Origin of the sequence: Kitasatospora sp. NPDC094016 (genome assembly GCF_040304045.1) — a bacterium.
Lineage (GTDB): Bacteria > Actinomycetota > Actinomycetes > Streptomycetales > Streptomycetaceae > Kitasatospora.
Genome location: NZ_JBEOUK010000061.1, coordinates 25,066 through 44,675, shown reverse-complemented (window position 1 = coordinate 44,675; position 19,610 = coordinate 25,066). Strand labels below are relative to the sequence as shown.

Genomic DNA, 19,610 nt, shown 5'->3' with positions numbered 1-19,610 from the left:
CTCAAACGCGCCCAGCACCGCAACTGGCCACCACCAATACCGGCAACCGTCACGATCACCCAGCCGGCAACAACCTAAAGTCACCGGCATTGGGGCTAGGCAGCGAAGCGGGCTGAGAGGTGGGGGAGGAGGGTGGGGAGGTCTTCGTCCTGCCAGGGTTCGCCGGTCGGGGGGCCGGAGGTGGTGTCGTTGGAGGGGAGGTCGGTGCCGGTGAGTCGGCGGTAGGCGCGGGTGGCCGCGTAGGCGAGGTCTTCGGCCTCCAGTTCCTCCTGGTCAGGGGTGAGGAGTTCGGCGAGGCTGTCCGGGTCGGCGAGGGCCTGTTCGAAGAGGTCGCGGCCGGCTCCTATCAGCCAGTCGCGGAAGTAGTCGAAGCCGTCGTCGCTGCAGCCGCCGTTGACGAGGTAGCCCGCGCCCCAGAGCAGCCAGGTGCGGGAGCGGGCCTTCTGCTGCGCGTAGTGCCGGTCGAAGTCGGCGATCTCATCGGGCGCCAGGCCGGCGAGGTGTTCGGTGAGCGCGTCGGCGTGTTCGCTCCCGTCGGCGGCGTCGGCGCGGGTGTCGTCGATGATCTGCCAGAAGGTGTCGAGGTCCATGCCCGTCACCCTGGCAGTCGGGGCCGACACTCTCTCGCGCAAACGGCAGAACGGTTTCAGCGGTTTCAGCGGGGTGTCTGAGTACGGAAGCTGTGGCCGAGTTCGGGGCCGAGTCCGTAGTAGTGGCGGAAGTTGTAGATCAGCGGGCTCCAGCGGGCCGGGTCGACGTGCTGGGAGCCGGGGACGACGATGCGCGGATCGGCATGGACCTTGAGCACGTGGGCTTCGACGATGAGGAACCCGCCGGAGGCGTCGGGCTGGATCCGGGCGGCACGGGCCTCCAGTTGCAGGGGGCATTCGGCGACTCGCGGCGGCCGGACGAGTTCGGAGGACTCGGGCCGCAGTCCCGCGGCCGCGAACTTGTCCCGCTCGAACCGGAAGGCGTCCCGCTTGTTCGCGGGTACGGGGGTGCGCCCGGTGAGCGGCGCGAGTCGTTCGACCGCCGGCCACTGGGTCGGCGCGGGCAGGTTGATCACCAGCTCGGGTCGGCTGCGGAGGTTGTGCGCGGTCTGCGCCTCGGCCCCCAGGCCGAGGACGATCACCTGGCCGAGGGCCCAGGCCGAGGACATCGGCGCGAGGTTGGCGGTGCCGTCCCCGTTCTCCGTGGAGAGCAGGACGACGGGTGTGCCGAAGTAGAGGATGCTCGGCGAGATGACCACGTGGTCCGCGTCCGCCGAGCCGTCAATGCGCGTGTCGGTCCGCGTGTCGGTCCACGCGTCGGTCCGTGTACTGCCGGGTGTCATGGTGTTCACGGAATCGACGGTAGGGCGGGGATCCTTCGGTGCGGACCGAAGGATCCCCGTCGACCAGTCGGACCATCACATGGCCGGGGCCGACGGCCGCGGGGCACCACGCGAGGAGGCGCGACGGGGCCAGGTGGCCGACGCCCAGCAGTCGCAAGCGATTCGGGTCCGGATGGCGGCCCGAGCCATGCCGTGCCATGCCACGTTACTCAAAGTGCTCCTCGCCGAAGTCAGCATCCGTAGACGGACATTCTGCGGATGCTCATCTCCGGAGGTACGGCAGGGCCGGTCCCCGCTGTACGGGTTGCGTCGAGGCAACCGTTCGGCCCTGGAAGCCGTCGTTTCACGGATGTCGGGGTACGACCGCCTCGTCTCAAGGACACCGGGAGCTGGTCTCGTTGCAGCGGAAGAGGCCGTACTGGCAGCCGTACTGGTGGCGGCTGATGTTCCGTTCGGACGTCGCACCGGAGTGGGTGGCGATGGATCGCGGACCGCTCTCCCAGGTCTCGAACCACGCGCTCAAGACGATGTCGATCGAGGCCTGGGCCGACGCCTTTCTGGCGGAGGCGCTCTACGAACTCGAAGACGTGCGCGGAGACCTGCGCGTCGAGTGCTACGAGGAGCCCGTCCTCACGGACGGCACTCCGCCGGTGTATTCGTGCCAGGGGCGGCTGCCGGGAAAGTGAGTCAGGGGCCGGTGAAGGTCACCTCGGGAAAGTCCCGGCTGGGGCCGTTGAGCAACGGCTCGCAGGTTCCGTTGAGTTGGCGTTCGAAGAAGGCGCCGACATAGCCGGTGGTGATCGCGATCGACCGGGGGGCGTTCGGAATGGGCAGCACGCCGCTCTCGTTGACCAGGTAGTCCAGGTCGGTGAAGGTGTAGTGGTCGGCGCCGGCGACGGCGAGCCGGCGCTTCCATCCGTCCAGGTTCGGCCAACTGCTCTTCCAGGACGGCACGATGTCCGGGCCGCTCGGGTCCGCCGCCGCGATCAGCAGGACCGGGCGGCCGCCGATGCCGGTCGCGGGAACCGGTGGGGTGATGGCGCCGTCGAGGTCGACACCGGCCAGCACGCGTCGGTCCGCGCCCATGGCGGCCAGGGTCGCATCGCCGCCGACGGAGTGTCCGGCCATGCCGATCCTCGCCGGATCGATGAGCGTGGAGTACCGCCACACCGGGCGCGGACCGGTGAGCTCGGTGAGCAGGAAGGAAACGTCCCGGGCGCGGCCTGCGGCGATCTGTTCCTGGGTGGCGGCGCCGGAGTTGTACTCGTCGCACGCCGTACAGGGCAGGATGCCGTCCGGAAAGCGGGTGGCCGCCGATTCGTGGGCGTGGTCGACGGTCGCCACCACGAATCCCCGGCTGCTCAGTTCCTCGGCCAGCGCGGTGAGGGTGTAGCGGGGCACCGTGAAACCGGGAGACAGGACGACGAGCGGGTAGTGGCCCCGCACCGGTGCCGCGTCGGCCCGGGCCCAGGTACGGGTGTCGGCGAGGCGGGCCGGTTCGAGGGCCCCCGACAGACCGGCATAGGTGATCAGCGCCGACGCTTCGGCGGTGCTCATGTACGCGGCAGGCGTGCCGCTGTTGGCGCGGGCAGGGTAGTAGAGGTCGACCATCAACTGTCGCGGTCCCGACTGCGGTGCCCACGGATCGGCACGCCGATCGTCGACGAGGTGCAGGGTGTCACGACCGACCGCGTACGGCCCGGTCGGCCTCGGCAACGACAACGCACTCGCCGTCCGGGCCTTCGGCGCACTGGACGCCGTCAGCGGTGCCGCGGTGGGTGCCGCGACAGCCGGGGCCGACACGCTCAGGGGGATGATCGCCATGGCGGTGGCACAGCTCACCGCGTATCTGGTTGCCCGCCGGGTTGTCTCCATGGCGGCGATTCTTCCGCTGGCGCGAAGGTGCGACATCCGGGTGGACCCCCGACAAGTCCCCCGATTTCTGCGTGGAACTTCCCTACGGGACGTCATGACAGCTCCTGTGAGCCGGAGTTGTCGAGGGCGACCCGATCGCTGCTGCGTGGACGGTGGCGGCCCGCGGTGAAGGGGTGTCCGATCGACGGCGGCGCGGCTGGGCCCTGTCCGGCCCTGGAGGGCTACGCGGTCAGAGACCCGCCTCCCAGAGCGCGCGCCGGACCGTGTGCAGGGCGGTGGCGGACTGTTCCCAGCCGTGCCACCAGAACAGGCCGCCGCCGTGACTCGCCTCGGCGGCGAGCGCCGTCAGGTGCGCCCACGGCCCGGCCGGGAGGCCGAACTGCGGGCGAGCGGCCAGGCGTTCGGCCGCTTCGGCGGCGACCGGCACCATGCCGACCACCGGCAGCGGCGGTCCGCCGGTCGCGTGGCCGGTGCCGGTCGCGTGGCCGGCGCCGGTGCCGGTGCCGGTGCCGGTGCCGGTGAGCATCGGGTGCAGGGTGATCGGGTCGAGCAGCAGGGTCAGTTCGGCGGACGGCAGCGGTGCCGGGCCGTCGCGCCAGGTGAGGCGCCTGCCGGTGAACTCCGCGTGGAGGATGGGCTGTTCGTCGAGGGCGATGCCGTCCTCGGCCACCCGCAGCTGCGCGCCGCGGCCACCCGGCAGCTGCACCCGGTAGCAGCCGTACAGATACGGTGGCACGGCCGATGCCGCCACGGCCTGGGCGTAGGGGACGGCGACGCCGTCCACCTCGAAGCCCGCCGGGCCGACCACGACGGCGGCCGCCGTGGGCACGCCGTCGACCGTGACGCGGACCCGCGGTGCCGGGCCGTCCCCGCCCGGCCCGACGGAGACGACCAGTTCGCGCCCGGCCTCGTCCGCCGCCCGGTAGTCGCCGACCAGGTCGGCGAGCGGCGGCACGTCCGGCAGGGCGTACTCGGCGAGCTGCACCGAGAACTCCGCCGACGCCACCCGCCCGGCGGGCCACACCGCGCCGACCAGCCGGCGCCGCCCGTCCCGGCCGACCTCGGTGCGCAGTTCGCCACCACAGTCGTTGCCGTCCTCGACCCGCCAGCGCAGCACGCCGTGGTCGTGGCGCGGGGCGGTGATCCGCCGGCCGTTGACGTGGATCCGGTGCCGGGGCGGGTCGGTGGCGCGGCCCAGGACGTAGACGTCGAGGTCGCCGTCCGGCGTGCCGTAGAGGCCCGTCCACGGGTACAGGGCCTCGGCCAGGACGGTGTCCAGGTCGCGACGGATACTGCTCCCGTCGACCCCGAGCCCGCCGCCCCCGAGCCCGCCGACCCCGAGCCCGCCGTCGCGCACCGACCGGAGCAGCGCGCGCGCCTCCGACTTGCGGGTGAGCAGGGTGCGCAGCCTCCTCGCCGCCTCCGGGGTCGGCCGCCGGTAGCGGCCCTTGGCGGCGGCCTGCATGGCCGCGTCCTCGCGGCGGGCCAGCAGGGCGCGTTCGGCGTCGGCGAGGTCCGGCGGCGCCCAGGACGCCACCGCCGCCTCGGGCTCCCGGACGAAGCGCTCGCGCAGGGCGCCGTCCTCCCCCAGGGCGAGGACGAAGCGGGCGGCGGGCGTGTCCTCCTGCCAGTGGTAGCCGCCGGGGACGTGGAAGTCCGTGAAGCCGTCGAGGGCGGCGAGTTCGCGCGGCCCGTACTCGTCGATGTTCCGGACCGGGCCGGTGGGCGGCCGCACGGTCTGGCCGGGCCGGATCAGGCCCAGCCGCTCCAGCATCCGCGGGTCGGCCGGGGCGGCGACAGCCGGCGGGAGGTACCAGGTGGAGGCGCTGGTGACGGTCCGCTGCACGGCCCGGTCCCGGAGCCCGGCGACGGTGTGCCGGTCGGTGACGGGGGCGGTGCCCCGGTAGCGGGCGCCGATGTAGTTGACCACGGGGTGGTCGGGGCCGTAGACCTCCTCCAACCGGTCGACCAGGACGGGCAGCCGGTGGTTGAAGAACCCGGTGCGCTGGTAGCCGAGTTCGCCGACCAGCCCGACCTGCCAGAGCACCAGGTGCAGGCCCGGGTCGATCCGCCGGCCGCGGATCAGCAGGTCCGAGGCCTCGAAGGTCTGCATGCCGGGGCTGCTCGGGTCCACGCCGAGGTCGGCGCACAGGACGTCCAGCGCGCTGATCCCCGGCCGCATCACGGCCGTGTGGCCCTCGCGGCGGGCGATCCGGACGGCGCGGTGGCTGGAGAGGACGAACACGCCCGGATGGCCGTAGAAGACCGCCGCCACCCGCCGTCCGGCCCGGACGAAGTGCAGGATCGCCTCGGACATCTGCACGTACGTCAGATAGCGGTCCTTGGCGTCGTCGTAGAGGACGCCGAGGTCGTAGGAGTCGGGCCGCCAGGCCTTGATCCGCACCACCGTCACCGGGTCGGCGACGCAGTGGAAGACGTGGTCCGCCTCGCGGAGCAGCCGCTCGTCGGCGCGGGTGAACCCGGCCGCCTCGATGCCGGAGCCGAGTACGGTCAACTCTCCCTTGGGCGTGGCTGGTTCGACGGTCCCGCCGTCCAGCTCGGGGCGGCCCGGACCGCGGGCGGCGGCGATGGACCGGGCCAGTTCCGCCCAGCGGTCCTCGTGCTCGCGGCGGGTCGGGAAGCGGTCGAAGGGGCGGCCGTACGGGCGGTCCGGGTCCATCGGGCGGCGTCGGTCGGTGTCGGCGGCGTCAGGCGATATCGACGGCGAAGTCCAGCTGGACGACCTGCGGCGGGGGGTCCATCAGGCCCGGGGCGTCCACCTCGAAGTCCATCTGGGTGATCTGCGGCGCGGGCTCCGTCAGGATCGGGCTGTCCAGGTCGGAGTCCGTCCGGCCGACCTGGCGGAAGGGCCGGTCGGCGGCGGTGTCGGCGTCCAGCGCGGTGTCGGCGTCCAGCGCGGTGTCGACGTCCAGCGCGAGGTCGGCGTCCACGTCGATGTCTACGACGTCGAAGGCCGGGCTGCTTGCGGTCACGGTAGGCACTCGACAGTCACTCGTCCCCTCGGAGCCACGGACCTTGGCGCTCTCATGCTACTGAACACCGGTTCGCGCCGACAGCCCCGCAGCGGAACACGGCCGGCTCACCCGACACGTCGACGCCGGATGCCGACAGTCCCCAGCTGTCCGGGTGCGCAGGACGCGCTTGCGGTCCCGGGCGAGTTCGGTGCCGGCGCCGGGGACGGAGAGGCGGCCTTCGGTGTCCTCGATCAGCCGGCGGCCGGGCTCGCGGGGCTCGGCGACCGACGAGCAGGGCCACCTACAGACGGAGCAGGAAGTCGGCGGGACCGACTTCCTGCTCCGCGACCATCAACCTTCACAAGGAGCTCGGGGTCAGGCCGCCCGGCCGGCGGCCTGCCGCTCCCGCCCGCCTACCAGGGCCAGATGGAGAGGCGGGCCGTGTTCGGGGCGACGTCACAGAAGTAGCTGACCGCCTCGCCCCGGGCCACGTAGGCCCGACCCGCGGCGTCGCACGCGGCGCCGCTCGGGTACATGCCGACATAGACGTATCCGGTCGTCACGCTCGTGGATGCCTGAGCAGCCGGGGCGGCCATCAGCCCGCCCGCAGCCAGCAGTCCAGCAAGGGCCATGGTGGAAACCGCTTTGCGCATTGCCATGCCGGTGCCTTCTTCCCTCCAAGAGGAGCGCCGGAGTCCGCCGCCCGGCGCTTCGCGGTGATCCTCCTCCACCTCCGAACCCAAAGCAATGGTCAAGACCAAATGGTCGAGACCAATTTGGCGACGCGTCAGAAGCGGCACGCGAGCGGTGTCCGGGCGAGGGAAATAAACCCGCTGGCGCACCCGGCCCGCCGACCTGCAAGCTGGCCCGATGCGCGTCAACGGCCCCCTCTGCACCCGCCAGTCACTCGCCGCCGAGCTGCTCGCCGCCGGGGTCGAACCCGGCGGCACGCTGCTCGTGCACTCCTCGCTGCGCTCCCTCGGCTGGGTCTCCGGCGGACCGGTCGCCGTCGTCCAGGCCCTGCTCGACGCCCTCGGACCGACCGGCACCCTCGCCGTCCCCACCCACACCGGGGACAACTCCGACCCCGCCGGCTGGTCCAACCCGCCGGTGCCGAAGGCCTGGTGGCCCGACATCCGGGCGTCCTGGCCCGCGTACGACCCGCAGGTGAGCCCGACCCTGGGAATGGGCGCCATCCCCGAGACCGTCCGGACCTGGCCCGGCGCCCGGCGCAGCGCCCACCCGCAGACCTCCTTCGCCGCCCTCGGCCCGGGCGCCGCCGAGACCACCGACGGACACGCCCTCGACTGCCTGCTCGGCGAATCCAGCCCGCTCGCCCGGCTGGAGGACCGCGACGCCCAGGTCCTGCTGCTGGGCGTCGACTTCGGCTCCTGCACCTGCTTCCACCTCGCCGAATACCGCGTCCCGGGCCCGAGCGAGGACATCTCCTTCGCCGCCCTCACCCCCGAGGGCCGGCAACGGCTCACCGTCCGCGACCGGGCCGTCTGCGCCGACGACTTCGCCGAACTCGGCACCGCCTTCGAGGCCGACCGCCCGAAGTCCGTCCGCCACGCCACGGTCGGCGCCGCCACCACCCGCCTCTTCCGCCTCCGCGACGCCGTCGCCTACGCGCAGCACTGGCTGCCCGAGCACCGGGCGTAGGACAGGACGTGTCCGATGTCAGGTCCGGGGCGTCTTCTCCCCGTGGACGGCGGTGTACTCGGCAGCCAGCCACGGCCCGAGGTCCTCGGTGAGCACCTTGAGGACGGCCGGGTCCGCCGTCGGCGTACGGGCCGCGGCCGCCGCCAGACGCATCTGCTCGGCGCGCTCCGGGTAGTAGCGGGCGAACGCGCCGGCGGACTCGGTGAGATCACTGGTCCAGCCACCCCACCGCGGCATCACCAGGGTGAAGCCCGTCCGCACGATCCGGCGGGCGACTGCGCGGCTGAGCGCCCGGCGCTCGGCGGGCGTACCGGCCGAGCCCGCCCGCTCGCGCCAGCGCGGGAGGGCAAGGGCGAGATCGCCGTTGGTCTCGCGGGCGAGCGTGGAGGTGGGGCGGTAGCGGGGCAGTCCGGCGGCGAGGTCGTCACCGAGCAAAGGCGTGCACAGGCAGGCCACGAACCAGCCCAGATCGTGACGTTCGAGCTCGCTCAGCAGCGTGTCGGCGCTGAACAGGAGGATTCCGACACCGTTGACCTGCGGGAAGGAAGCATCGAGCCGGGATTCGAGCGCATCGGCATCAGCCCGGTCGGCGGCGGAGGGCTCCTGCCTCAGGGCGAGCAGGAGATCGAGATCGGAGACCTCGGGGATCGCGGTGCCGCGCGGGATGCTGCCGTAGAGGTAGGCGCTGTGCAGCCGGGGGCGGTCGAAGACCTCGGCGATCAGCGTCCGGGCGGCGGCGACCACGGGTGCGAACGCCTGGGGCACCCGGGCCAATGAGCCCTCCCGTGCGATGAAGCCGTCGTCGTCCAGTCCCGCGGTGGTCATGGGCGTACTCTGCCGGTTCCCGCACCCCTCAGGCGAGCCGATTTCGGACGCCTGGCATGGCGAATCGCCAACTCTCCGGCGATGACCGGGCATCATTCCAGGCACGGACGCGAGGGGAACGGCGTTGAACCCGGGGAACACCTCGCGCCACCGTCGCCGCACTCCGACGAGCACGCTCCCCGCAACGACGAGCCGCAGGACGGGGAGCAGGGCCTCGCACCGCTCGGGCCCACGGAGGGGCGGCGCCCGTATGCGGCCTGCCCTCCGGAGGATGATCCCCATGCAGCCCGACCCTCAGCCCACCTCACAGCCCGCCCCGCAGCCCGCCCCGCAGGCCGTCAAGATCGGCCTCGGTCTGCCCCTCCAGGACCCCGTCCTGCTGTTCGAGTGGGCCCGGCGGGCCGACGCCGGCCAGTTCAGCACGCTGGGCCTGGCGGACCGGGTGGTGTTCGACAACCCCGAGCCGCTGGTGACGCTGGCCGCCCTGGCCGGCGCCACGTCCCGCGTCCGCCTGCAGACCGAGGTACTGCTCGCTCCGCACCACGTCCCCGCGCTGCTCGCCAAGCAGACCGCCACCCTGGACCTGCTCTCCGGCGGGCGGTTCACGCTCGGCCTCGGCGTCGGCGCCCGGGAGGACGACTTCCTGGCCGCCGGCGTCGACCCGCGCCGCCGGGGCCGGCTCCTGGACGAGCGGATGGCGGTGCTGCGCCGTCTCTGGGCCGGTGAGCCGTTCGGCGAGGGGGTCGGCCCGGTCGGGCCCGCGCCGGTGACGCCGGGCGGCCCCGAGGTGCTGTTCGGCGGCTTCGCCCCGGCCGCGCTGGACCGGGTCGGCCGGTTCGGGGACGGCTTCCTCGGCGCGGGGGTGCCGCCGGAGGCGATGGCCGGGCTGTTCCAGGACGTCGAGAAGTCCTGGCAGCGGCACGGCCGCGACGGCCGGCCCCGGCTGGTCGCCCAGGCGAACGCCGTCCTCGGCTCGGCGGAGACGGTCGAGCAGGCCCGGCGCAACATCCGCGCGTACTACGAGTCCAGCGGCCGCGCCGACCGGATGGAGGAGGGCCTGCTCACCACGCCGGAGGCGGTCCGGGCCGCCGTGGCCGGGTTCACGGCCATCGGCGCGGACGAGGTGATGCTGTACTGCTGGTCCCCCGAGGTGGACCAGGTGGACCGCTTCGCCGAACTGCTGTTCCGGTAGCGGTCGCAGAGCCGGGGGTCAGTGCGGGATGCCAGGGGTCAGCGCTGGATGCCGGGGTCGGTGCGGGATGCGGGAGATCAGTGCGGGATGCCCGCGATCAGCTCCTGTGCACCCTGCCGCTTGAGTGCCAGCGCCGTGGAGGTGCCGAGGTCCTCGGGGCTGAGCGCGCCGGCCCACTCGTGGGCGTCCAGCACCTGCTTGCCGTCCGGGCTGAAGACCCGGCCACGCATCGAGAGCCGACCGTCCGGTTCGGCCTTGGCGTAGCCGGCGATCGGGCTGTTGCAGTGGCCCTGGAGGACGTGCAGGAACATCCGCTCGGCCGCCGCCTCGCGCCAGGTGTCGCGGTGGCCGAGCGCGGCGACCGCGTCGACGGTGACGACGTCGTCCTCGCGGCACTGCAGGACGAGGATCCCGGCGCCGATCGGCGGGCACATCGCGTCGAGGTCCAGGATCTCGGTGATCCGCGCCTGCTCGCCGATCCGCTCCAGCCCGGAGACGGCGAGCAGCAGCGCGTCGGCCTCCCCGGCGGCCAGCTTGGCCAGCCGGCTGTTGGCGTTGCCGCGGATCGGCACGCACACCAGGTGGGGGTGGGAGGCGGCGAGTTGGGCGACCCGGCGGACGGAGGAGGTGCCGATCCGGGTGCCGGGCGGCAGTTCGGCGAGGGTCAGGCCGCCGGGGTGGACGAGGGCGTCGCGGATGTCGTCGCGGCGCAGGTAGGCGGCGAAGACGGTGCCGGCGGGCAGCGGGCGGTCGGCGGGCACGTCCTTGAGGCAGTGCACGGCGACGTCGGCCTCCCCGGCGAGCAGCGCGGCGTCGACCTCCTTGGTGAACGCGCCCTTCCCGCCCAGCCGGGCGAGGTCGCCCATCCAGCGGTCGCCGGAGGTGGTGACCGGCACCACCTCGGTGCGCAGGCCCGGGTGCAGGGCGGCGAGTTCGGCGCGGACCCGCTCGACCTGGGCGAGCGCCATGGGCGAGGAGCGGGAGACGATGCGGATCAGCTCAGCGGTGGCCATGGCGCGATGATAGGCGCTCGAACGCCGGGCCTTGACCCGGCGTCAGCCATGCGGACGAAGGTCCGTCGGACGGCACCCGGACGGCCGGGCGGCGGACCGTCCGACCATCCGGGTGCCGTCCGCGCGCCGCCCCCGCTCACTCGTTGTGCAGCACCTCGGCGATCGGCAGCCGGGCCGCCGAGCGGGCCGGGACGAGGGCGCCGAGGACGGCGATCGCGACGCCCGCCAGCGCGAGCCCGGCGAGCAGCGGGGCGCCCCAGACGTCGATCATGTGCTCCGGGAAGGCCAGGATCCGGACGTTCTCGGCGATCAGCCGGTGCACCACGATCCCGACCGGGATGCCGATGACGCCGCTGAGCGCGCCCTGCCAGGCCACCGAGGTGACCGTCATCGCGACGACCTGGCGGGGCGTCATGCCGATGGACTTCAGCATGCCGATGTCCCGGCGGCGCTCGCGGATGCTGAGCAGCAGGGTGTTGAAGACGCCGAGCGAGGCGACCACCGACAGCAGGACGGTGAAGACCGTGCTGAAGGTCCGGATCGCGACGACGGGCCCCGCCGAACTCGCGGCGACCACCGAGGGCGTCAGGCTCGGGTCGGCGTCCGTGACCGCCTTCCGGTAGGCCGCGGTGTCGGCGCCGTCGGCGAGCCGCACGTCGTACTCGACCGTGTGCGGGTCGGGGGTGAGCTCGGCCCGGGTGGTGTCGTTGGAGGTGATCGCGTTCGCGTTGCCCTGGATCTCCTCGCCGACGATGGTGACGGCCAGCTGTCGGCCCTCCAGGCTCAGGGTGATCCGGTCGCCGAGCCTGAGCCCGCGCTGGTCGAGGAAGGCCGGCCCGGCCTGGACCTCGCCCGGCCCGGTCGCCGGGCGGCCTTTGACCACCCGCAGCCACCTGGTGGCGGCGATGTCGTCGCCGCCGTAGAAGTCCATGAAGACGGGCTGGGTGTGGCCGACCACGCCCACCCGGACCAGCCCCCGGGTGACGACCTGCGCGGCTCCGGGGGTGGCGCGCAGCATCGCCTCGGTCTGGGCCGGGGTGAGCCGCGGCTCGGCCGGGTTGCTCTGGAAGTGGCCGGTCTGCACGTTGACGTGGGTCTTGTCGTCGGCCGGGGCCATGCTCCTGGCCAGGGTGCTGCTCAGGCCGGTGGTGACCGTCACGGTGACCACGCCGAGCACGATCGCCGCCATGGTCAGCGCCGTCCGGCCCGGGCGGGCGAAGGGCTGGCCGAGGCCGAGGCTGACGGCGCGCGGCAGCCGGGTGCCGCTCAGCCGGCGCTGGACCTTCAGCCCGCGCCCGGTGCGCGGCGCGCTGCCGGCCGAGATCGCCTGGGCGGCGGAGAGCCGGTGGGCGCGCGAGGCCGGGACGAACGCGGCGGCGACGACCAGCAGCGGGACGCCGGCCAGGGTGGCGGCGGGCAGCCAGCCGGACGGCTCGATCACGGCGGTGCCGGTCGAGATGCCGCTGAAGGCGGTCTCCAGGATCGGGTACGCCCCCGCCCAGCCGGCCGCCGTCCCGAGGACCGTGCCGACGACCGCGGGCACCGAGACCATGGTCAGGTAGACCGTGACCACCTGGCGCGGGGTGAAGCCGATCGACTTCAGTACGCCGATGTGCCGGTAGCCGGAGACCACCGCGCCGCTCACCACGTTGCCGACGATCAGCGCGGCGACGACCAGGCCGAGCACGCCGAAGACCGTCATCAGCGGGAGGTAGGCGTCGGCGCCGGCGGAGAAGGCCTGCTTGAGCACCAGGTACGACTGCGCGCTGGCGAGCGCGCCCTCGGGCAGGCCCTCGGTGGCCGCGCCGAGGGAGGCCGTCAGCTGTTGCTCGGTGTCCGCGTCGGCGAAGCGGTAGAGCATCTGGCGGCCGGTGGGGTGCAGGGCGGCCGCCTGCTCGGGGACGACCCAGCCGCCGGCGGACTGGCTCATGCTGCCGGCGAAGCCGACGATGGTGAGCTTCAGCCCGGTGGCGGTGGTGAGCGAGGTGCCGAGGAACCTCGCCGCGGCGCCGCCGCCCGGTTGCTGGACGACCACCTCGCCGGGCGCCGTGGCCCAGCGGCCGCCGAGCAGCCGCACCCGGTCCACCGGCCCGGCCGGATCGGCCCGGCCGACCAGGGTCAGCGGGCCCGGCGGGCGGCCGACCCAGTCGGTGGGGATCTCCACCACGGCCTGGTCGAACGGCCCGGCGGCGGCCTCGACGCCCGGCCGGTGGGCGGTGGCGGCCAGCTGCTCCGCCGAGGCCCTGGCCGGGTCGAAGGCCGCCACGACGTGGGCGCCGCGCTCGGCGGCGAAGGCGTCGTCGAAGGGGGCCCGGGCGGCGCTGATCACCGCGAGGGCGAGCAGCACGGTCGTGGTGGAGCAGAAGACGACCAGTCCGATCACGAAGGTCTGCACCCGGCGGCGCTTCACGGCCGCCCGGGACGCCCGCCACACGGCGCCGGTCATGCGGACGCCTCCAGGGCCCGCTCGCGCGCCACCCTGCCGTCCGCGACCTCGACCAGGCGGCTGGCGCAGCGGGTGGCCAGGTCGGGGTCGTGGGTGACGATCAGCAGGGTCTGGCCGATCTGGTTGAGGTCGATCAGCAGGTCCATCACCTGCTCGCCGGAGCGGCTGTCCAGGGCGCCGGTCGGTTCGTCCGCGAGCAGCAGCGCCGGGCGGTTCATCAGGGCCCGGGCCACCGCGACCCGCTGGCGCTCGCCGCCGCTGAGCGCGGCCGGGTAGGTGTCCCTGCGGTGTGCGACGCCGAGTTCGTCCAGCAGTTCCAGGGCGCGGCGGCGTGCCTGGCGGGCCGTGGTGCCGGTCAGCTGGGCGGCCAGGGCGACGTTGTCGAGGGCGGGCAGGTCGTCGATCAGGTTGAAGAACTGGAAGATCATGCCGATGTGGCGGCGGCGGAACAGGGCCAGCCCGGTCTCGTTCAGCCGCCCGAGGTCCTGGCCGTGCACCCGGACGGTGCCGGAGGTCGGCCGGTCCAGCCCGGCGACCATGTTCAGCAGGGTGGACTTGCCGCACCCGGAGGGGCCCATCACGGCGACCGCCTCGCCCGCCCGGATCCGCAGGTCGACGCCGTCGAGCGCCTTGGCGTCGCCGAACTCCTTGTGGACCCCGGACAGCTCGACGACGGTCTGCGCGTCGTCCGGCGGGGTGGTCCCGTCGTGGTCGTTGCTCATGGTGGACGACGGTAGGCGCGGGCCCCCGGGCCCGGCGTCCCACCCGGGGTGTAGCCGAGGCGGCCGTAGTACCCGGGATGTACGCGGGCGGCACTCCCGGATGATGTCGATCATGGTCTGGGCTGGGAAACTGGCGGCGTGTGGGGAACGGGGACGAACTGGGCCGCCGTAGCGGTGGCGAGTGCGGCGGTGGCGGGTACGGCGGTCGCGGCGGCCGGCTGGCTGGGCGTCGCGCTCGCCCGGGCGCGGCGGCTGCACCGGGCGGCCATCGGCGAGCGCGGCTGGCTGCTGGAACGGGAGCGGGAGAGCGCCGCCCGTACCGCCGTCGACGCCGAACGGGCGCGCATCGCGGCCGAGTTGCACGACATCGTCAGCCACAACGTGAGTCTGATGGTGGTGCAGGCCGGGGCCGCGCGCGAGGTGATCGCCACCCTGCCCGGGGAGGCGGCGGCGGCGATGGGCGCCGTCGAGGCCGCCGGGCGCGACGCGATGACGGAGCTGCGGCACCTGCTCGGGCTGCTCGCCCCGGCCGCCGACGGCACCGAGGAGGAGGCGGACGGTTTCGCGCCGCAGCCCAGCCTGAGCCGGCTCGGGCCGCTGATCGACCGGTTCGCCTTCGCCGGGCTGCCGGTGGAGGTGCGGATCTCGGGCGAGCCGAGACCACTGCCCGGCGGCGTCGACGTGACGGCGTACCGGATCATCCAGGAGGCGCTGACCAACGCGCTCAAACACGGGGACGGGGTGACGGCCGAGGTGACGGTGCGCTACGCGGACCACTACCTGCGGGTGGAAGTGCTCAACAGCGGGCCGAGCGTACTGGCGGGCGCCCCCGCCCAGCCCGTCCGCCCCGCCCAGCCCGCCCGGCCGGCCGACGGCGCCGGGCGCGGGCTGCTCGGCCTGCGCGAGCGCGTCGCCGTGTACGGCGGCGACCTCGACGCCCGGCGCCGGCTCGGCGGCGGCTACCGGGTCCGCGCCCGCATCCCGCTGGACCGGCCGTGACCGGGGCCGAGGTGCGACGGGAGCCGGCGCAGCGGCCGGAGCGGGAGCGCCGCCCCCGGGTGGTGATCGCCGACGACCAGGAACTCGTCCGCACCGGCTTCCGGATGATCCTCACCGCGCGCGGCATCGACGTGGTCGCCGAGGCCGCCGACGGCGCCGAGGCGGTGGCGGCCGCCGTCGCGCACCGGCCGGACGTCGCGCTGCTGGACATCCGGATGCCCGGCATGGACGGCCTGGAGGCCGCCCGCCGGATCCTCGCCCGGGCGCCCGGCTGCCGGGTGATCATGCTGACCACCTTCGACCTCGACCACTACGTCTACGCCGCCCTCGCCGCCGGGGCCAGCGGCTTCCTGCTCAAGGACGTCACCTCCGCCCATCTCGCCGCCGCCGTACGCCTGGTGGACACCGGGGACGCCCTGCTCGCCCCCTCGATCACCCGGCGGCTGGTCGAACGCTTCGCGGCCGGCGCCCCGCGCCCCGCCCCCGGCGCCGACGGCCCGCCGCTGCACCGCAACCTCGCCCCGCTCACCCCGCGCGAGGCGGAGGTGCTGGCGCTGCTCGGACGCGGGCTGTCCAACAGCGAGTTGGCGGCCGAACTGACGCTCAGCGAGTCGACGGTGAAGACACACGTCGCCCGGATCTTCGCCAAGCTCGACCTGCGCGACCGGGCCCAGGCGGTCGTCCTCGCGTACGAGACCGGGCTGGTCTCGCCGGGAGGCGGTGGCGACTGATGTCTAGTCAACTCCCCTAATTCGCATGACAATCATCTATCTAACTCGTTAGAGCTAACTCCCGGTCCGATTCACATTTTTGCCAGTTCATGGGGGAACATCTCTCTGTCCGCGCCCGAACGAGAAATGACCGTTCGGGCGGCATTTCCAAGACATCTGGACAGGCCCGTGACTACCTCCGCCCCCGTGTGGGACTGCCCCTTCAACCACACCGACGGCCTGGAGTTCGACCCGCTCCTCAAGCGGCTGCTCACCGAGGCCCCGATCGCCAGGATCCGACTGCCGCACGGCGAGGGCGAGGCCTGGCTCGCCACCCGCTACGAGGACGTCCGGATCGTCACCACCGACCGGCGGTTCAGCCGCGCCGCCGGCATCGGGCGCGACCTGCCCCGGATGACGCCCGCCCCGATCGCCCAGGCCGAGGCGATCAACCTGATGGACCCGCCGGGCCACAACCGGCTGCGCCGCCTCGTCGCCCAGGGCTTCACCAACCGCCAGGTCGAGCGGATGCGCCCCGCCACCCAGCGGATCGTCGACGGCTACCTCGACGAGATGGCCGAACACGGCTCCCCCGCCGACCTGGTGCACTTCCTCTCCAGCCGGCTCCCGCTCACCACCATCTGCGAACTGCTGGACATCCCCGAGCAGGACCGCGCCGAACTGCGCGGCCACGCCGTCGCCATGATGACGATGGGCCCCGGCAGCCGGGCCGGCCAGGAAGCCGCCAAGACCGCGCTGCGCGGCTACTTCACCGAGCTGACCGCCGCCCGCCGCGCCCACCCCGGCGAGGACCTGATCAGCTCCCTGGCCACCGCCCGCGACGGCGACGAACTGCTGGACGACCAGGAACTGGCCGTCATGGCGATGGTCCTGCTGGTCACCGGCCACGACACCAGCACCTACCAGCTCAGCAACATCACCTACACCCTGCTCACCCACCCCGAACAGCTCGCCAAGCTGCGCGCCCAGCCCGAACTGCTGCCGCGCGGTCTGGAGGAGCTGCTGCGCTTCATCCCGTTCCGCCAGGGCGTCGGCATCGCCCGGGTCGCCACCGAGGACGTCGAGCTGGGCGGTGTGCTGATCCGGGCCGGCGAGGCCGTCCACGTCTCCTACCTCGCCGCCAACCGCGACCCGGCGATGTACGAGCGCCCCGACGAACTCGACCTCGACCGCGGCGCCCCCACCCACATGGCCTTCGGCCACGGCCAGCACCACTGCCTCGGCGCGCACCTGGCCCGGATGGAGCTCCAGGTCGCCATCGGCACCCTGCTGCGGCGCTTCCCCGGCCTACGGCTCGCCGTCCCGCCGTCCGAACTCGACTGGCACACCGGGTCGATCTGGCGCTACCCCCGCACCCTGCCGCTCGCCTGGTGACCTCCTCCCCGCGCCGCCGGCTCCGCCACGGAGCACCGTGCGGCGCCCGTTCGACGCATCCGTAGGCCGCCTGCCCGGGCCGCTCGCCAGCCCGCCCGGCCAGGCCACCCAGGGGAGACCCACGCCATGGCAACACTGTGCCGTCCTGCCGTCGCCGTACCCGAGAACGTCATCACCCTCGACCAGACCCTCGACCTGGCCCGCAGCCTGCACGCCGGCCACCCGCAACTCGGCCTCGCCCTGCGGCTGATCGAGAACACCGGGGTGCGGACCAGGCACCTGGTCCAGCCGATCGAGCAGACCCTCACCCACCCGGGCTTCACCGCCCGCAACGCGGTCTACGAGCGGGAGGCCCGGCTCCGCGTCCCCGAGGTGGTCGAACGGGCGCTGAGGCACGCCGAGTTGGGTGCCCGGGACATCGACCTGATCATCTACGTGTCCTGCACCGGCTTCATGATGCCGTCGCTGACCGCCTGGCTGATCAACGCCCTGGGCTTCCGCTGCGACACCCGCCAGATGCCGATCGCCCAGCTCGGCTGCGCGGCCGGCGGCGCCGCCGTCAACCGCGCGCACGACTTCTGCCGCGCCTACCCGGGCGCCAACGTGCTGATCGTGTCCTGCGAGTTCTGCTCGCTCTGCTACCAGCCGACCGACCTCGGCGTCGGCTCGCTGCTCTCCAACGGCCTGTTCGGGGACGCCGTCGCCGCCGTGGTGATGCGCGGACACGGCGGCACCGGGGTGCACGTCGAGCGCAACGGCTCGCACCTCGTCCCGGACACCGAGAACTGGATCTCCTACGGGGTCAAGGACACCGGCTTCCACTTCCAGCTGGACAAGCGGGTGCCCGGCACCATGGAGATGCTCGCCCCGGCGCTGCGCGGCCTGGCCGTCGAACACGGCTGGGACGTCTCCGGGTTGGGCTTCTACATCGTGCACGCCGGCGGCCCGCGCATCCTCGACGACCTCTGCCACTTCCTCAACCTGGAGCCGGCCACCTTCCGGTACAGCCGCGCGACGCTGACCGAGCGCGGCAACATCGCCAGCGCCGTCGTCTTCGACGCACTCGCCCGGCTGTTCGCCGACGGCGGCGTGGCCGACGGCACCACCGGCCTGATCGCCGGTTTCGGGCCGGGCATCACTGCCGAGATCTCGCTGGGGAGTTGGGTCGGCGAGCCGGTCGAGGCCACCCGCCGCCGGCCGCGGGCCATCTCCACCTCGGACATCACGCTCGTCCATCCGAGCACCCCCCGGCGTTTCCCGGCCGGCACTACGATCACCGAATGACCGACACCACGCACCAGGCGGACACCGACGACAGATCCGCCGAACTCGCCACCCTCTTCCCCGCGTTGCACGCCCCGCAGTACTGGACCTGGGGCCGGTACGACGCGCTGTTCTCCACCGTTCTGCCGCCGGACGAGCTGGTGACCAACATCCACCTGGTGGGCTTCGCGGACGACAGGGTGGTCCTCTGCCGGGACGACCGGGACCACTGGTTCCTGCCCGGCGGCACCCGGGAGCGGGACGAGAGCATCGCCACCTGTCTGGCCCGCGAGCTGCGCGAGGAGGCCGGCGCCCGGCTGCTCGGCGAGCCGGACTGGCTCGGCGCGCACCGCTGCCGCACCGAGGACCCGACGCCGTACCGGCCGTGGCAGCCGCACCCGGAGAAGGCGTGGCTGTGGGGCTGGGCGGAGGTCGCGGTGGACTCGACGCCGACCAACCCGGCGGACGGCGAGCAGGTGGTCGAGGTGCGGGCGGTGTCGGCGGGCGAGGCGCAGCGGCTGCTGCTGGCCGGGCACGACGCCTGGTGGGGCGAGCTGATCGGGCTGGCCGTCGAGCTGCGACGGCGGGCCGGGCGGGGCTGATCCCCCGCCCCTCCGGGCCCTCGCTCCGAGATATTCCCGCTGGGCCGGAAGACCACTGGAACGGCCGAACAGCAGAGGGCATTGTCCGTTTTACGGTGATATGACTCGGCCATGGACACCAACATGCTGGCCGTGGACTACCCGGTGCTCAACATCTTCTGGACGATGCTGGAGCTGTTCCTCTGGATCCTCTGGTTCTTCCTGCTGTTCAAGATCGTCACGGACATCTTCCGCAGCCACGACCTGGGCGGCTGGGCCAAGGCCGGCTGGCTGCTCCTGGTGATCGTGCTGCCGCTGATCGGCGTGCTGGTCTACGTGATCGCCCGCGGGAAGTCGATGAGCGAGCGGGACGCCGCCCAGGTCCGGCAGAGCGAGGCCGCCGTCAAGGCCTACATCCGGGAGGCGGCCGGAACCGGCACACCCGGGGGCGGCGGCAGCCACGTCGACGACCTGGCGAGGCTGGCGGACCTGAAGGAGAAGGGCGCCATCTCCGAGGAGGAGTACCAGAAGGCCAAGGACAAGCTCCTGACCTGACCTGACCCGGCCCGACCCGCACGGCGGCCGGGGCCGGCGGACGCGCAGTCCACCGGCCCCGGCC

At 73.4% G+C, this 19,610-nt stretch carries 19 protein-coding genes; 9 read left to right on the top strand and 10 right to left on the bottom strand.

All coding sequences use genetic code 11. The features are described 5' to 3' along the window. Positions 1–95: 95 nt before the first annotated feature. Both ABT015_RS34920 and ABT015_RS34915 read right to left on the bottom strand, forming a co-directional pair. On the bottom strand, positions 96–590 hold the full coding sequence (locus tag ABT015_RS34920; RefSeq protein ID WP_350886465.1) for a DUF4240 domain-containing protein: 495 nt from the start codon (positions 588–590) through the stop codon (positions 96–98). A 65-nt stretch (positions 591–655) separates the two neighbouring features. Beyond that, positions 656–1,342: a flavin reductase family protein gene (locus tag ABT015_RS34915; protein WP_350886463.1), complete on the bottom strand. Its 687-nt coding sequence runs from the start codon at positions 1,340–1,342 to the stop codon at positions 656–658. Positions 1,343–1,731: 389 nt separating this feature from the next. Between ABT015_RS34915 and ABT015_RS34910 the strand changes: the two genes are divergently transcribed. Continuing rightward, positions 1,732–2,019 (top strand): hypothetical protein, encoded by a 288-nt coding sequence (locus ABT015_RS34910; RefSeq protein WP_350886461.1) that lies wholly within the window; start codon positions 1,732–1,734, stop codon positions 2,017–2,019. Between the two features lies 1 nt (position 2,020). Here ABT015_RS34910 and ABT015_RS34905 read toward each other — a convergent pair whose 3' ends face one another. The 4 genes from ABT015_RS34905 to ABT015_RS34890 form a co-directional block, all read right to left on the bottom strand. After that, entirely contained in the window at positions 2,021–3,157 is a 1,137-nt protein-coding gene (locus ABT015_RS34905; RefSeq protein WP_350886459.1) for an alpha/beta hydrolase family protein, read from the bottom strand. A 280-nt stretch (positions 3,158–3,437) separates the two neighbouring features. Continuing rightward, entirely contained in the window at positions 3,438–5,888 is a 2,451-nt protein-coding gene (locus ABT015_RS34900) for an SAM-dependent methyltransferase (protein ID WP_350886457.1), read from the bottom strand. 28 nt (positions 5,889–5,916) lie between these two features. After that, positions 5,917–6,201 carry a hypothetical protein gene (locus ABT015_RS34895; RefSeq protein WP_350886455.1) on the bottom strand — a complete coding sequence of 95 codons (285 nt, stop codon included), beginning with the start codon at positions 6,199–6,201 and terminating at the stop codon, positions 5,917–5,919. 395 nt (positions 6,202–6,596) lie between these two features. Then, positions 6,597–6,938: a hypothetical protein gene (locus tag ABT015_RS34890; protein WP_350886453.1), complete on the bottom strand. Its 342-nt coding sequence runs from the start codon at positions 6,936–6,938 to the stop codon at positions 6,597–6,599. A 115-nt stretch (positions 6,939–7,053) separates the two neighbouring features. On the opposite strand from ABT015_RS34890, the gene ABT015_RS34885 reads away from it, so the two are divergent. Continuing rightward, complete coding sequence (locus ABT015_RS34885; RefSeq protein ID WP_350886451.1) at positions 7,054–7,845, top strand: AAC(3) family N-acetyltransferase; 792 nt, start codon at positions 7,054–7,056, stop codon at positions 7,843–7,845. Between the two features lie 18 nt (positions 7,846–7,863). On the opposite strand, the gene ABT015_RS34880 is transcribed toward ABT015_RS34885, so the two are convergent. Further along, complete coding sequence (locus ABT015_RS34880) at positions 7,864–8,670, bottom strand: nucleotidyltransferase domain-containing protein (RefSeq protein ID WP_350886449.1); 807 nt, start codon at positions 8,668–8,670, stop codon at positions 7,864–7,866. A 280-nt stretch (positions 8,671–8,950) separates the two neighbouring features. On the opposite strand from ABT015_RS34880, the gene ABT015_RS34875 reads away from it, so the two are divergent. Further along, positions 8,951–9,862, top strand: a complete 912-nt coding sequence (locus ABT015_RS34875; protein WP_350886447.1) for an LLM class flavin-dependent oxidoreductase — start codon at positions 8,951–8,953, stop codon at positions 9,860–9,862. Between the two features lie 77 nt (positions 9,863–9,939). Here the strand turns inward: ABT015_RS34875 and hemC are convergent, their stop codons facing one another. The 3 genes from hemC to ABT015_RS34860 form a co-directional block, all read right to left on the bottom strand. After that, positions 9,940–10,875 (bottom strand): hydroxymethylbilane synthase, encoded by a 936-nt coding sequence (hemC, locus tag ABT015_RS34870; RefSeq protein WP_350886445.1) that lies wholly within the window; start codon positions 10,873–10,875, stop codon positions 9,940–9,942. 136 nt (positions 10,876–11,011) lie between these two features. Beyond that, positions 11,012–13,321 carry an ABC transporter permease gene (locus ABT015_RS34865; RefSeq protein ID WP_350886443.1) on the bottom strand — a complete coding sequence of 770 codons (2,310 nt, stop codon included), beginning with the start codon at positions 13,319–13,321 and terminating at the stop codon, positions 11,012–11,014. Further along, complete coding sequence (locus tag ABT015_RS34860; RefSeq protein ID WP_350886441.1) at positions 13,318–14,043, bottom strand: ABC transporter ATP-binding protein; 726 nt, start codon at positions 14,041–14,043, stop codon at positions 13,318–13,320. The genes ABT015_RS34865 and ABT015_RS34860 overlap by 4 nt, the downstream gene beginning before the upstream one ends. 138 nt (positions 14,044–14,181) lie before the next feature. Between ABT015_RS34860 and ABT015_RS34855 the strand changes: the two genes are divergently transcribed. The 6 genes from ABT015_RS34855 to ABT015_RS34830 all read left to right on the top strand — a co-directional run bounded on the left by ABT015_RS34855 (position 14,182) and on the right by ABT015_RS34830 (position 19,546). Continuing rightward, positions 14,182–15,042 carry a sensor histidine kinase gene (locus ABT015_RS34855; RefSeq protein ID WP_350886439.1) on the top strand — a complete coding sequence of 287 codons (861 nt, stop codon included), beginning with the start codon at positions 14,182–14,184 and terminating at the stop codon, positions 15,040–15,042. After that, positions 15,039–15,773, top strand: a complete 735-nt coding sequence (locus ABT015_RS34850) for a response regulator (RefSeq protein ID WP_350886437.1) — start codon at positions 15,039–15,041, stop codon at positions 15,771–15,773. Before ABT015_RS34855 ends, ABT015_RS34850 begins: the two co-directional genes overlap by 4 nt. A gap of 168 nt (positions 15,774–15,941) precedes the next feature. Continuing rightward, positions 15,942–17,147, top strand: coding sequence for a cytochrome P450 (locus ABT015_RS34845; RefSeq protein WP_350886435.1), 1,206 nt, complete (start codon positions 15,942–15,944; stop codon positions 17,145–17,147). A gap of 126 nt (positions 17,148–17,273) precedes the next feature. Next, positions 17,274–18,431: a type III polyketide synthase gene (locus tag ABT015_RS34840; protein ID WP_350886433.1), complete on the top strand. Its 1,158-nt coding sequence runs from the start codon at positions 17,274–17,276 to the stop codon at positions 18,429–18,431. Next, entirely contained in the window at positions 18,428–19,012 is a 585-nt protein-coding gene (locus ABT015_RS34835) for an NUDIX hydrolase (RefSeq protein ID WP_350886431.1), read from the top strand. The genes ABT015_RS34840 and ABT015_RS34835 overlap by 4 nt, the downstream gene beginning before the upstream one ends. A 111-nt stretch (positions 19,013–19,123) precedes the next feature. Further along, positions 19,124–19,546, top strand: coding sequence for an SHOCT domain-containing protein (locus ABT015_RS34830; protein WP_350886429.1), 423 nt, complete (start codon positions 19,124–19,126; stop codon positions 19,544–19,546). Positions 19,547–19,610 lie beyond the last annotated feature (64 nt).

Excerpts from the sequence above, each read along its gene's own strand:
- ABT015_RS34920 (WP_350886465.1), bottom strand. The coding sequence starts at position 590 with ATGGACCTCGACACCTTCTGGCAGATCATCGACGACACCCGCGCCGAC.
- ABT015_RS34905 (WP_350886459.1), bottom strand. The coding sequence starts at position 3,157 with ATGGCGATCATCCCCCTGAGCGTGTCGGCCCCGGCTGTCGCGGCACCC.
- ABT015_RS34900 (WP_350886457.1), bottom strand. The coding sequence starts at position 5,888 with ATGGACCCGGACCGCCCGTACGGCCGCCCCTTCGACCGCTTCCCGACC.
- ABT015_RS34885 (WP_350886451.1), top strand. The coding sequence starts at position 7,054 with ATGCGCGTCAACGGCCCCCTCTGCACCCGCCAGTCACTCGCCGCCGAG.
- ABT015_RS34880 (WP_350886449.1), bottom strand. The coding sequence starts at position 8,670 with ATGACCACCGCGGGACTGGACGACGACGGCTTCATCGCACGGGAGGGC.
- ABT015_RS34875 (WP_350886447.1), top strand. The coding sequence starts at position 8,951 with ATGCAGCCCGACCCTCAGCCCACCTCACAGCCCGCCCCGCAGCCCGCC.
- hemC (WP_350886445.1), bottom strand. The coding sequence starts at position 10,875 with ATGGCCACCGCTGAGCTGATCCGCATCGTCTCCCGCTCCTCGCCCATG.
- ABT015_RS34865 (WP_350886443.1), bottom strand. The coding sequence starts at position 13,321 with ATGACCGGCGCCGTGTGGCGGGCGTCCCGGGCGGCCGTGAAGCGCCGC.
- ABT015_RS34860 (WP_350886441.1), bottom strand. The coding sequence starts at position 14,043 with ATGAGCAACGACCACGACGGGACCACCCCGCCGGACGACGCGCAGACC.
- ABT015_RS34840 (WP_350886433.1), top strand. The coding sequence starts at position 17,274 with ATGGCAACACTGTGCCGTCCTGCCGTCGCCGTACCCGAGAACGTCATC.
- ABT015_RS34835 (WP_350886431.1), top strand. The coding sequence starts at position 18,428 with ATGACCGACACCACGCACCAGGCGGACACCGACGACAGATCCGCCGAA.
- ABT015_RS34830 (WP_350886429.1), top strand. The coding sequence starts at position 19,124 with ATGGACACCAACATGCTGGCCGTGGACTACCCGGTGCTCAACATCTTC.